At 41.6% G+C, this 13,129-nt stretch carries 14 protein-coding genes; 2 read left to right on the top strand and 12 right to left on the bottom strand.

The window, feature by feature from the left end:
• Positions 1–12 precede the first annotated feature (12 nt).
• Positions 13–402 carry a hotdog fold thioesterase gene (locus M2353_RS15045; RefSeq protein ID WP_017358943.1) on the top strand — a complete coding sequence of 130 codons (390 nt, stop codon included), beginning with the start codon at positions 13–15 and terminating at the stop codon, positions 400–402.
• A 90-nt stretch (positions 403–492) separates the two neighbouring features.
• Here the strand turns inward: M2353_RS15045 and mnhG are convergent, their stop codons facing one another.
• The 7 genes from mnhG to M2353_RS15010 are packed head-to-tail and all read right to left on the bottom strand — an operon-like array spanning position 493 to position 6,269.
• Positions 493–867 (bottom strand): monovalent cation/H(+) antiporter subunit G, encoded by a 375-nt coding sequence (gene mnhG, locus M2353_RS15040; RefSeq protein ID WP_003213369.1) that lies wholly within the window; start codon positions 865–867, stop codon positions 493–495.
• Positions 851–1,132 (bottom strand): Na(+)/H(+) antiporter subunit F1, encoded by a 282-nt coding sequence (locus tag M2353_RS15035; protein ID WP_178897278.1) that lies wholly within the window; start codon positions 1,130–1,132, stop codon positions 851–853. The genes mnhG and M2353_RS15035 overlap by 17 nt, the downstream gene beginning before the upstream one ends.
• Complete coding sequence (locus M2353_RS15030; RefSeq protein WP_008345848.1) at positions 1,132–1,611, bottom strand: Na+/H+ antiporter subunit E; 480 nt, start codon at positions 1,609–1,611, stop codon at positions 1,132–1,134. The genes M2353_RS15035 and M2353_RS15030 overlap by 1 nt, the downstream gene beginning before the upstream one ends.
• 6 nt (positions 1,612–1,617) lie before the next feature.
• The gene (locus M2353_RS15025; RefSeq protein WP_284725654.1) at positions 1,618–3,096 is read right to left on the bottom strand and encodes a Na+/H+ antiporter subunit D; all 1,479 of its coding nucleotides are present in this window, start codon (positions 3,094–3,096) and stop codon (positions 1,618–1,620) included.
• The gene (locus M2353_RS15020) at positions 3,089–3,430 is read right to left on the bottom strand and encodes a Na(+)/H(+) antiporter subunit C (protein WP_003213576.1); all 342 of its coding nucleotides are present in this window, start codon (positions 3,428–3,430) and stop codon (positions 3,089–3,091) included. Before M2353_RS15020 ends, M2353_RS15025 begins: the two co-directional genes overlap by 8 nt.
• Positions 3,430–3,861, bottom strand: a complete 432-nt coding sequence (locus tag M2353_RS15015) for a Na(+)/H(+) antiporter subunit B (protein ID WP_008345843.1) — start codon at positions 3,859–3,861, stop codon at positions 3,430–3,432. Before M2353_RS15015 ends, M2353_RS15020 begins: the two co-directional genes overlap by 1 nt.
• Positions 3,858–6,269 carry a Na+/H+ antiporter subunit A gene (locus tag M2353_RS15010; RefSeq protein WP_035389255.1) on the bottom strand — a complete coding sequence of 804 codons (2,412 nt, stop codon included), beginning with the start codon at positions 6,267–6,269 and terminating at the stop codon, positions 3,858–3,860. Before M2353_RS15010 ends, M2353_RS15015 begins: the two co-directional genes overlap by 4 nt.
• 219 nt (positions 6,270–6,488) lie before the next feature.
• Here M2353_RS15010 and M2353_RS15005 point away from each other — a divergent pair, with 219 nt between their 5' ends.
• Entirely contained in the window at positions 6,489–6,698 is a 210-nt protein-coding gene (locus M2353_RS15005) for a hypothetical protein (RefSeq protein ID WP_019744044.1), read from the top strand.
• 71 nt (positions 6,699–6,769) lie between these two features.
• On the opposite strand, the gene M2353_RS15000 is transcribed toward M2353_RS15005, so the two are convergent.
• From M2353_RS15000 to M2353_RS14980, 5 genes are all read right to left on the bottom strand, one after another.
• The gene (locus M2353_RS15000) at positions 6,770–8,107 is read right to left on the bottom strand and encodes a 2-hydroxycarboxylate transporter family protein (RefSeq protein ID WP_284725653.1); all 1,338 of its coding nucleotides are present in this window, start codon (positions 8,105–8,107) and stop codon (positions 6,770–6,772) included.
• A 179-nt stretch (positions 8,108–8,286) separates the two neighbouring features.
• Positions 8,287–9,246, bottom strand: a complete 960-nt coding sequence (locus M2353_RS14995; protein WP_008345835.1) for an ABC transporter permease — start codon at positions 9,244–9,246, stop codon at positions 8,287–8,289.
• Positions 9,247–10,293, bottom strand: coding sequence for an ABC transporter permease (locus M2353_RS14990; RefSeq protein WP_047945345.1), 1,047 nt, complete (start codon positions 10,291–10,293; stop codon positions 9,247–9,249).
• Positions 10,286–11,821, bottom strand: a complete 1,536-nt coding sequence (locus tag M2353_RS14985; protein ID WP_050826563.1) for an ABC transporter ATP-binding protein — start codon at positions 11,819–11,821, stop codon at positions 10,286–10,288. Before M2353_RS14985 ends, M2353_RS14990 begins: the two co-directional genes overlap by 8 nt.
• A gap of 159 nt (positions 11,822–11,980) precedes the next feature.
• A complete protein-coding gene (locus M2353_RS14980) occupies positions 11,981–13,063 on the bottom strand; it encodes a BMP family lipoprotein (RefSeq protein WP_035701194.1) in 1,083 nt (360 codons plus the stop codon).
• Between the last annotated feature and the right edge of the window lie 66 nt (positions 13,064–13,129).

Raw genomic sequence — 13,129 nt, 5'->3', positions numbered from 1 at the left:
GAGAGGGCCTTGATGGATGTGAGTGGTTCAAATACACTGCTTGAGGCACTGGGGATTGAGATTGTGGAATGCAATACGTCACGATGCGTGGCGACAATGCCAGTCGATCACCGAACAAAACAGCCATTTGGATTACTGCACGGAGGAGCATCAGCTGCTCTAGCAGAAACAGTGGCAAGCATGGGTGCTGCTGCTCATTTGGATTTAACGAAGCAGGTTTGTTCAGGTATTGAAATCAATGCCAATCATTTAAAATCTGTACGTGATGGAGTGGTGACAGCTACAGCTGTTCCTGTACATGTTGGACGGCGTACAATGGTATTCCAAATCGATATAAAAGATGATCGAGACCGTCATATCTGTACGTCAAGATGTACACTCGCTGTTATTGATCGCATATAAAAAAGCTCCCGGTGCAGCGGAAGCTTTTTTTAATACCCTTTTATGAACATGCAGGTAAAGTGAACAAGACCTGAATGGCATATTCTTCATTTATAAATAAGAGTCTTCTTTTCGTTTAATGACAAAGTTACGGAAACCGCCATAATCATCTTGGACACTTCGTTTGTCCATTTTCACACCAGTGTTGTAAGCGGCTCTTCCGATCAAATGAGCGCCGACTGGTGCGGTCAGAAAGATAAAGACAATCCCAAGCAGGATTTTCGCAGAGATGATCCCTGCAAGAAACCATTCATGAAAGAACACACCAACTAAAATGAGAACAACACCAAGTGTCGATGCTTTTGATGCAGCATGCATACGTGTGTAAACATCCGGCAGGCGAAGGACACCAATGGCTGAAATCAAACAGAGGATGGCGCCAAGCAGAATAAAGAAAATCACGATCGCTTTAGCGATGACGATCATTTTCAATCACTTCCCCTTTCTCAAGGAATTTGGAAAAAGCGACAGTGCCGATAAAGGCAAGAATACCGAGCAGTAAAATAATTTCAAAGAACGTAGTGGTTTTCAGTAAGATAGACACGATGGCTGTCATCCCAATTAAATTGATTCCTATCGCATCAAGCGCACTAACGCGATCAGGGATAGAAGGTCCTTTGATGACCCGTATGACAAAAAACAAAGTAGACAGCGCAAGAATTCCAAGTGACATTTGCAAGATCAGTTCCATTACTTACCGCTCACCTCCTGAATCGCTTTTTCAAATGATACCCGAATATCGTGGATGGCTTTTTCAGCATCTTCAATATCCATCGCATGAATGTATAAAATCGAACGATCATCGGAAATATCGATGACCAGTGTACCAGGTGTTAATGTAATCATATTGGCCAGTATGGTGATTTCCCAATCTGTTTTTAAATCTGTACGAAAGGCGAAAATACCAGGCTTGATCTTAAGCTTTGGAGATAACACCGTCTTGAGTACACTCAAATTGGCAAGAAGCAGCTCTCTGATAAAAATGATGACGAGCTTGAAAATCGCATAAAGGGCATAGCCGTAAAAACGTTGCGGGAAGAATCGCCGTAGCATAAAAATGGCGATCATCCCTAGTGCAAAGCCTGATACAAAGTCTGCAGCTCTGTATGTATCATTCATAAACATCCATGTAAAGGCGAGGAGAGCGTTTAATAATATTTGAAAGGCCATGTTCATCTACTCCTTCAGCACAGCTTGAATATATTTTTCTGGTGTTGAAAGCATTTCCGCAGCTTGATTGATATAAGGTGCAATGAATTCTGTGCCTAATCCAATCGCAAGCGATAAGATAACAAGCAGTACCCCAGGATACACCATTCCTCTAATGGATGGCTTTCTTCTTCGCATATCCTGATCCTCTCCCCAAAACCCGAGCATGAAAATCCTCATAACAGAATAAAGGACAAGAAGACTGGACAGTAAAACAAGGATAGAGAACGTCATGTACCCAGCAGAAAACCCACCTTCAACAATTTTCAGCTTGCCAACAAATCCACTTAGCGGAGGAATACCCGCAAGTGATAAAGCCGATATGAAGAACATCCAGCCGAGTAGAGGCTGGGATTGAATCAGCCCACCCATTTTTTTCAGATGATTGGTTCCAGCATACACAAACAGTGCCCCTGCGAGCATAAATAGAGCTCCTTTGATCACCATATCGTGAATGAGGTAATAAATGGCGCCTTGAAGTGATGCCGGTGTATTGGCCGCAATCCCAAACAAAATGACACCAACAGCTGTGACAATGTTATAAATCACAATTTTTTGCACATCAGAATAGGCGATAGAGCCAATGACACCGAATATAACCGTTAGAGCGGCTAGCCAGGCCATAATTGTATGTGTAAAACCTGTATCATGTATAAAGATGAGCGTAAAGACCCTGGCAATCGCATATAGCCCGACCTTTGTCAGCAGTGCGCCAAACAAAGCTGAAATCGCTGCCGGCGGTGCATGATAAGACCCTGGCAACCAGAAATAAAGCGGGAAGACCCCAGCTTTTAAGCCAAATACAATCAGGAACAGAATGGCAATCACGGTGATTAACCCTGTTTGCCCAGATTCAGCAATTTTCACACTTAAATCAGCCATGTTCAGTGTGCCTGTGACTGCATATAAACACGCTACGCCCACAATAAATAATGCCGATGAGATAATATTAAACACAATGTATTTCAGTGATTCACGAAGCTGAGGCTTTGAACCACCCAGAACAATGAGCATATAAGACGCCATTAGCAACAATTCAAAGAAGACAAACAGGTTGAAAATATCTCCCGTTAAAAAGGCACCACTGACGCCAGCTAACAAGAATTGGACACCAGAATAATAGAACAGCCGCTCTCTTTCTTTCCCAATCGTTTGAAAAGAAAAAAGAACTGTGACAAGTCCAACAATGGAAGCGGTCAGCACAAGAAGTGCAGCAAACTGATCGGCCACAAGGGCAATGCCAAACGGTGCTTTCCAGCCACCCAAATAAAGGGTTTGTATGCCGTTTGTGAAAATCGTTTGGACCAAATAGACATTACAGATAATGGCTAAAAGAGATGCAAATACACTAAAGCCTCTCGACAGCATGGTGTTTTTATTCATAAAAATCAATAATGTAGCAGCTAGTAATGGTATTAATATAGGCAGGATCACGAGATTATTCATGCTGATCATTTCCTCTCATTTGATCCATGTCATCTGTTCTCAGCTCTTGGAAGGCACGGAAGGCCATCACGAGCAAAAAGGATGTTACACCAAAAGCAATGACAATGGCTGTTAAAATTAATGCTTGTGGCAATGGATCTACATAGGATGTGAGTCCCTCTTTCAAAATAGGAGGTGCTCCCTTTTTTAAGCCGCCCATTGTTAATAGAAGCAAATGGACGCCGTGACTTAAAACGGCAGTACCGACGATGACCCGCAGAAGGCTTTTTGAAAGCATTAAATAGGTCGCTGCCATAAAAATGATTCCGACGATAATAGACATTAGAAATTCCATTATTCCTTCTCTCCAATCGTTTGAATAATGGTCATGGTGACACCAACAACAACTAAATACACACCGATATCAAACAGGACTGCTGTCGCCAGTTCTGTTTTCCCTAGAAACGGCAGTTGGAAATAATCAAATGCATGGGATAGGAAAGGTGCTCCGAACAGAAAAGATCCCATGCCTGTTAGGATGGCAACGAGCAAACCGACACCAGCCACATAAATAAAGTCAAATGGTAAAATGCGTCTGACTGTTTTAAGGTCATAGGCTAAAAGCAGAAGGACGACAGCACCAGCACTCATCAAACCGCCAATGAATCCTCCGCCAGGATTGTTATGTCCTGCAAGAAATAGGTGAAGTGAGAAAAGCAAGATGATGAATGCTGTAATTTTAGTAGTGACTTGTAAGAGCATATCATTCGTATCAATCTTTCTCATCGCCGTACGCCTCTCTTCCGTTTTCCTTGTGCTTTTACCTTCAATAATCCATAAATACCGAGTGCCGCAATGGCCAGCACTGTAATCTCAAAGAGTGTATCAAAGCCCCTGAAATCGACAAGAATGACATTGACAATATTGTCTCCGCCAGCCAGTTTGTAGCTGTTTTCAATGAAGTACGTTGAAATCGTGTCAAGAGACTGCTGGCTTGTTGAAGCGAAAGCAAGACAGGTGACAACGACTCCAACACCTAATGAGATGATCAAATTTGTTAATTTAAATCTTCGTGTTTTTTGCTTCAGACTCAGCTTTGGCAAATGATAGAAGCAAAGTAAAAACAGCGCGACAGAAATGGTTTCAATAATGAGCTGTGTCAGCGCAAGGTCAGGTGCTCTGAAAATCACGAAGAATAGTGACAGCGTGTAGCCCATAACACCTAGTGCAATAATAGCTGTTAAGCGTGAACGAGCAAAGACAGTCGTGACTGTCGCTGCGACCATCACAAGTGAAAGGATGACTTCGTACGTGCCGATTGATGCAGCGTGCTCAGTTTGAAATGAGAAGGCTTGCTTGTAGAACATCACGCTGCCAAGCACGATAATCATAAACCCAAATACATAGACAAGATAGTCACGAAGGAATCCTGTCATATAGCTGTTTGTTAGGCGGTAAGCCCCTTTTTCTACACCTATAAGCGAACGATCATACAAAGCGTTAAATGACCATTTTTCCTTAAATATGTTGTACATTGGGCGCCATTTTGACAGCGTTAAATAGCCAATGGTACCGAGCGCAACTACACCAATTGTCATGTAAAGCTCTGGCTGGAATCCATGCCACGCTTCAATTTTTACGGCAAAGCGGCTTCCTGTTTGAATGGCTTCTGGAATGATCGCTTGAATGGCAGGTTCAATGACAGAATAGGCAAGAATATTAGGGAAAAAGAAAAACGTGACCACAAGTGCAGCTAAAATAATTGGCGGGATCAGCATACCAATCGGTGCTTCATGCGGTTTTTTCTCCAATTGATCGACATTCAGACGGCCTCTAAATGTTTTGAAGACGATCATCATACTGTAGATGAACGTAAACACACTAGCGAGCCAAGCGATAGCAGGGAAGACAGCCCCCCATGTTGAAACATCCGTAAAGCTGATGTCAGAAATCCGAATCATACTTGTGAAAAATAGCTCTTTACTTAAAAATCCATTAAAAGGCGGTAGTCCAGCCATCGAGAATGTACCAATTAACGTAATTGTAAAGGTAATTGGCATGATGGTCATTAATCCACCTAATTTGCGAATATCACGTGTACCTGTTTCGTGATCGATAATCCCTGCTGCCATAAAGAGACTTCCTTTAAAGGTCGCGTGGTTAATGAGATGAAAAATAGCAGCAAGAACGGCTGCGCCAAAAAAGGCAGGGTTGTTTTCATGAATGGCAGCTGCGCCTACTCCTAGCATGAGCATAATCATACCGAGTTGACTCACTGTCGAGAAGGCCAGAATGGCTTTCAAATCATTTTGCCGAACGGCGTGGAAAGATCCCCAGAATAGTGTGATAAGTCCGACAATCGAAATGGTCCAAAACCACACCTCTGATATAGCAAAAATCGGACTAAAGCGGGCAACCAGATAAATACCGGCTTTGACCATAGTAGCAGAATGCAGATAACTGCTTACAGGGGTTGGTGCTTCCATAGCATCAGGCAGCCAAATATAAAATGGGAACTGCGCTGATTTCGTGAAGGCCCCTAGTAAAATGAGAACCATCGCAGGGATGAAATAAGGTGATGCCATAATGAGCTGAAGCTGATTGACTGCTTCGCGAATACTGAATGAATCAGTGATCAGGTAAATGAGGATGAAGCCGCCAAGCATAGCTAATCCGCCAAACACAGTAATAAGCAGTGATTTGGTTGCTCCGTAACGAGAACGCTCACGCTTATACCAATACCCAATTAAGAGGAAGGAAGAGATACTTGTTAGCTCCCAGAACAAATAAAGTACGACCATGTTATCAGAGAGGACAACACCGAGCATAGCGGTCATAAACATTAATAAATACGTATAGAAAGAGCCAAGCTGTTCTTTTTCCTTTGATAAGTAGAAAATACTGTACAGTACCACAAGTGCACCAATACCTGTGATGAGTAAAGCAAATAACAGGCTGAGACCATCTACATACACAGTGAAATTCATCCCTAGAGAGGGAATCCATTCAGCTTGTGAGAACAACGTTCGTCCATTCGAGGTGATCTGGAGCATTTGGATGAAATAGGTAAATAAAAGAATAGGCAAGATGAGAACAAACCATCCTGTATGTATACGCCTTACGTATTTAAAGAGAAAAGGGACGACAAAGGCAAGTAAAAAAGGTGATAGGATGGCGAAGTGAATAAGCTGCAAGAAAATGAACCTCCTTTGATCAATATAAATTCACGTTCTAAAGAACTGGTAATTAAAATTATAGCGTAAATACAGACATAGTGCATTGGTTTGAACTGATTTACGACAAATTGAATTTGTTTTGAGTTCTTTTGACCACAAAAAATATTTTATCAAAAATGAAACTCGTTGTATATTGTTTTGTATTTCGTACATGCTTTTCTTAAAGGAGCTGATCAAATGAAACGAAAGATCGCCATCAGCTTAAGCATATTCTGCACGATTTTAGGAGGAGCATTCTTGATTGAACGAAATGATCAAAAAAGGTGGCAGGCCGGGAGTGAATGGCCGCTATTTTCTGAGCAACTCCTCCATATGACCTATCCGCAGGCGAAACAGTATCCTTTTCAGCCTCGGGAGTATATACGAATTGTATTAGCTGATGAATGAGGATGTATGGGAGAAAAGAAATATAAAAAAAGCATGTCCCTTACGAAAAGGACATGCTTTTTGTTTCTTTTTTAAGTAAACATTCTGAGTAAGATTGTTGCGCAAATAACGGTTGCTGCTCCGCCAAGACGTGTAGAGACTTGAGCGAAAGGCATAAGGCCCATTCTTCCAGAAGCTGAAAGAATCGCAACATCACCAGTACCGCCTAATCCACTGTGACAGCCAGTCACAATGGCAGATTCAACTGGATACATGTTCATGAATTTACCAACAAAGTAACCAGAACCAACCATGCCTAGAACAACAGCAATACATACACATACGAAAGGAATCGAAATGACAGTAGCCACATCATCAAGTGGAATGTATAGAATTCCTAAACCAACCATTAGAGGCCATGTAAAGCTTTTCGATACAAATTTGTAGAACTGCTGTGAGCCGTTTTGCAAATGCTGAGGCATCACGTTTAAGTATTTGATTAATGCAGCAAGAACAATCATTAAGATTGGACCTGGAATATGAACAAAACTTTCTAATAAGCCGCCAAAGATAAAGGTTGTACAAGCAACAAGTACACCTGCACCCATTAAGCTGAAGTCAACTTTAGTATCCATGTCAGGCTGTTCAAAGATTTCATTTGCTTCTTTTGATTTAACAAGTCGTCCATTCCCGTTTAGTTCAGGACGTTTTTCACCAAGCTTTTTCATTGCGCCAGCACAAATGATGGCAATGACGTTCCCAATGACAGCAGCCGGAATTAATTGAGAAATTAATGACTCTGCTGATACACCAAGAATTTGTGAATAAGCAATTGATAATGGCAATATTCCTTCACCGACACCACCGGCAATAATCGGTACTATGATAAAGAAGAACGAATGATGCGGTGTGTAACCAACTAGAAGACCCACTAGAATTCCAGCAGCTACAGCTGTAATTGTACCTGCAACAAGAGGAACAAACATACGAATAAGGCCTTGCACTAAAACAGTTCGTTGCATTCCAAGAATACTACCTACTACAAGAGCAGATATATAGAAGTATAGGAAGTTCGACGTTTTCATCAGAGACGTAACCGCTTCCAACGAGTTTGGATTCAGAACATGAAAAAAGACCAGGAACGATGGTACGAATAAAGAAAGAATCGCCGGTCCACCAATATCTTTTAAGATTGGAATACGTTGTCCTACATCTCCTAGGAAAATCCCCAAAATCATAATAACAGCGAAACCACCAAGCATATTTGCTGGAATTTTATTAAAATAAGCGGCAGTTAAAATAATCGCTGCAAGTACTATATACACAGGTAGATCAATAACACCAATTTTCCAAGAAAGAATTTTTCGGAAAACGCTTTTATTATTGGCAGAATCGTTTGTAATCGATTTCAATTGTTGTGTATTAGCCACATAAACACCCCCAAATGCTATTTGTCTCAATTGTAGAAGATTCTGTGACACTCATCTATTTATTAAACTAAATTAAGTGTAATAAAAGTAAAATAAACGGGGGTTTTGTCGTTTTTATCATACAAAAAACCCCTGAAGATAGTTTGTCCTTCAGGGGATTGATCATACATGGTATTTATTTATCGTTTTCCTTTTAAATAAGGGGTACCAAGTGCTTTTGGTGCGTCTGCTCGTCCAATGAAGCCAGTAAGAGCTAGGATCGTCAGCACATATGGTGCAATGAGCATGTACACGTTCGGGATATCTTGAAACAGCGGAAGCAGAGAGCCAATGATGCTTAAGCTTTGTGCAAATCCAAAGAATAAAGCAGCGCCCATAGCGCCAAATGGGTGCCATTTCCCGAAAACAAGGGCGGCTAACGCAATGAAGCCTTGTCCTGTAATGGTGGCGTGTGAGAAGTCAAGAGCGATTGTCGATGCATACACGGCTCCGCCAAGACCGCCAAATAGACCACTAATGAAGACGCCGATATAGCGCATCCGATATACCTTGATTCCCATTGTATCAGCTGCCATTGGATGCTCTCCGACTGCACGAAGTCGTAAGCCAAACGGCATTTTAAATAAAACAAACCAAGCGACAACCGCAAGAACTAATGCGAGAATGGACGTATAATACACATCTTTAAAGAAAATATCACCAATGATCGGAATGTCACTTAAAAGGGGAATATCTCCTTTATAGAAAGGTTCTGTAATTTTATCCGTTTGTGCTTTGCCATAAATCAGTTTGACAACAAACAGCGTAGCACCAAGGGCAAGCATGTTAATCGCAACACCACTGACCGTTTGATCTGCTCTGAACGTAATAGTGGCAACAGCGTGAATGAGTGAGAACACGCCGCCAATGGCCATACCAACAAGTAGACCGAGCCATGGGGTCAAGGCACCAAACGTATCAGCAAACATTAAGTTAAAGATAATACTAGAAAATGCTCCGACGACCATCAAACCTTCAAGACCGATATTGACGACACCTGATCTTTCTGAAAAGACGCCTCCAAGAGCGGTTAAAATAAGTGGTGCAGCATATACAAGTGTAGCCGGGACGATGATTTCAAGAATTTGCAGAAATCCCACTTATTTCCCCCCCTTTTTCTTCAATTGTTGAATGACAAGACGGATGATATAGCTTGAGGCAACGAAAAGAATAATGATCGCAATCACAATATCAACGACCTCAGTCGGTACGCCAGATTCAAGCGGCATGTTTAAAGCACCGACTTTTAATCCACCAAGCAATAATGCAGCTAAGACGACACCAATAGCTGTATTTCCGCCTAATAAGGCAACAGCGATTCCGTCAAAACCAACGCCAGTGAATGATCCTTTAATCGAAGCATATTCAAATGTTCCGAGTCCTTCCATCGCACCTGCAAGACCCGCAAAGGCACCAGAAATGAGCATTGCATAAATGATGTTGCGTCGAACGTTCATTCCAGCATAATGAGAGGCCTGCTGGTTCATCCCAACTGCGCGTAATTCAAACCCTTTAGAGGTTTTCTGGATAATAATCCACATGACAACAGCCGCAATAATGGCAACAAAAATCCCATTATGCATTCTAGAGAAATCAGTGATCTGCTCAAAAAAACCAGATCGAAGGGAAGCTGTTGCATCAATTTTTTCTGTTTTATCTTTATTGTTTGTTAAGACATTTGAAATCAAATAATTTGTGACATGAAGGGCAATGTAGTTCATCATGATGGTGACAATGACTTCATGTACGTAAAAACGAGCTTTTAAAAATCCGGGAATAAAGCCCCATAATGCACCAGCAACTGCTGCTGTGATCAGTGCAAGAGGCAGATGGATATACATAGGTGCATGGACAGTTGTGCCGATCCATACAGCAGCTACCCAGCCAATCAGCATTTGACCTTCTACCCCGATATTAAAGAGGCCTGTCCGAAATGCAAAGGCAACAGCAAGTCCTGATAAAATATAAGGCGTGACTTGTCGGATGGTTTCTCCCATATAATAGGTTTCACCGAAGACGCCATTCCAAAGGGCGCTATAACCTTCGATGACACTATAACCGCTTGCCAGCATAATGATGGCCCCAACGAAAAGACCAAGTACAATGGCGATAAGCGGAATCAGCAGATTTGTTAAGCGATTAGACATTTGCTTCTTTCCCCACTTCCTGTTGCGTACTTCCAGCCATTAACAGACCAAGTTCTTGCTCTGTTGTTTCTTTTGGATCGACAATGGCAATAATGCTGCCTTCGAAAATAACAGCAATCTTATCACTGACATTGATAATTTCATCAAGCTCAAAGGAGATGAGCAGAACAGCTTTGCCTGAATCCCTTTGTTCAATCAGACGTTTATGAACAAACTCAATGGCTCCGACATCAAGTCCACGTGTCGGCTGTGCGGCAATTAATAAATCAGGATTTCGGTCCACTTCACGGCCAATAATGGCTTTTTGCTGGTTACCGCCTGAGAGCGCACGTGCTTCTGTATATTCACTAGGCGTCCGTACGTCGTATTCAGCAATGATTTGTTTTGCTTTTTGATAAATATTTTTCATATTCATCAAGCCAAACTTCGAATATGGACGCTGATAATACGTTTGTAAGGAAATATTTTCTCCAATTGAAAAATCAAGGACAAGTCCGTGCTTATGACGGTCTTGAGGAATGTGTCCGATACCAGATTCTGTGACCTTACGAGGCGGGAGATTTTGAATGGCTTTCCCGTTTAGCATGATCGTGCCAGATTCGGATTTTTTCAGACCTGTAATGGCTTCAATTAATTCAGATTGACCATTTCCGTCTACACCCGCAATTCCGACAATCTCACCAGCTTTCACTGATAAATTGAGTTGTTTCACGGCTTCAATTCCTCGCGTATCTTTGACAGTGAGATCTTGAATTTGCAAGACTTCTTCAGCAGGGGAGGCTGCTTTTTTGTCTGTTTTAAATGAGACTTCGCGGCCGACCATTAAGCTGGCAAGCTCGTCTTTGTTTGTGTGTTCCACATCAAGTGTACGAATACCTTGCCCTTTTCGGATAATGGTCACACGATGACAGGCATCCATAATTTCTTTTAGCTTGTGGGTAATTAAAATAATGGATTTGCCTTCATTGATTAAGTTTTTCATAATTTGTATGAGTTCTTTTATTTCTTGAGGTGTTAAGACGGCTGTTGGTTCGTCGAAGATCAAGATGTCAGCGCCGCGGTATAGTGTTTTTAAGATTTCTGCTCGCTGCTGCATACCGACTGAGATGTCAGATACTTTAGCGGCAGGGTCTATTTTCAGTCCATAACGGTCAGAAAGTTCCTGCACTTGCTGAATGGCTTGTTCTTTGTCAATCTTTCCAAATTTCTTTGGCTCTTTTCCTAAAATGATGTTTTCAGCCACAGTAAATGTATCAACTAGCATAAAATGCTGATGGACCATTCCAATGCCTAAATCACTTGCATCATTTGGACTTGAGATTGTAACCGGTTTTCCGTGTACCTTGATTTCACCTTTTTCAGGCTGATACAGTCCGAAAAGCACGTTCATAAGCGTTGATTTTCCAGCGCCGTTTTCACCAAGCAGCGCATGAATTTCGCCCTTTTTTAGCTGTAGCGTAATGTTATCATTTGCTACAATGCCAGGGAATTCTTTGCGTATATTCAACATTTCAATGACATAATCCACAGGTTTAACCGCTCCTTTTTTAGGGTGCTGATGAAGATAAAAACTAGCAAAAGAAAAGCTGCAAAACAAGGCTGCAGCTTTTCTTTTACCACCTTTTACGAATAAAGAGGAGGTAAAGGAGAGGCAAGGGGATAAGACGCGCTTATCCCGATGCACAAATTAAGCTTTAAAATCTTTTAGTTCATCACGTGTTGCAGGGATTTTCACTTCACCCTTGATGATTTTTTGTTTCCATTCTTCGACTTTCTTCAATACATCTTTATCAAGATTCTCTTGAGATGGAGAGATGTCAACGCCGCCTTCTTTCAGACCGTACGTGATGACTTCGCCACCAGGGAATTTACCTTCTTTTGCTTTTGTTGTTAAGTCTTGTACCGCTGTGTCTACTTTCTTAATCATAGAAGTAAGAGTGACACTTTGTTTTGTTCCAGGTACTTTACCTTCGTCATACTGGTCTTTATCAACACCAATGACCCACACTTTGCGGTCAGGATCAGCTTTTTTCAGGTTTTTCGCTTCTGTGAAGACACCAGTTCCAGTTCCGCCTGCTGCGTGGTAAATGACGTCAACGCCAGATTTGTACATACTTTCAGCTGTTGCTTTACCGATGTCTGCTTTATCGAATGCACCAGCATATTTCACTTCAACTTTTGCTTTTGGATTAGCTGCTTCAACGCCTGCACGGAAACCAACTTCGAATTTTCTGATTAATTCAGAATCAACGCCGCCAACAAAACCAATTTTGTTTGATTTTGTAGAAAGAGCCGCTGCAACACCTACAAGGAATGACCCTTCATTTTCGTTAAATGTAATGCTTGCTACGTTGTCTTTTTTTACAACTGCATCAACGATGGCAAAGTGGTTTTTCTTACGTTGATCAGCAATTTCAGTAATAGAATCTTGCATTAAGAAACCAATTCCGTAAATCAAATCAAATTTCTCACGAGCAAGTGTGTTTAAGTTTGTTGTATAGTCAGCGTCTGATTTAGATTGTAAGTAATCAAAGCCGTTTTTACCTTTTGTTAAATTGTTGTCTTTCCCAAATGCTTGTAAACCTTCCCAAGCAGATTGGTTAAACGATTTGTCATCGACACCACCGACATCAGTTACCATTGCAACAGTGAATTGATCTTTATCTTTTTTGTTTTCACCGCTGTTTGAGCCAGAGTTGCCGCATGCTCCAAGGATGGTTCCTGCTGCTACGACTAAGGACAATGCAAGTCCAATTTTGCGCTTCTTCAAAACATAACCCCCTATAAAATTTAAAAGTTTCAGAAAAGTCTCGCGAAAAAAGACCGACTCTTGCCT

It is taken from the genome of Bacillus aerius (genome assembly GCF_029894105.1).
Lineage (GTDB): Bacteria > Bacillota > Bacilli > Bacillales > Bacillaceae > Bacillus > Bacillus altitudinis.
The sequence above is the reverse complement of the archived record's forward strand: the minus strand, read 5'-3'. Positions and strand labels throughout refer to the sequence as shown.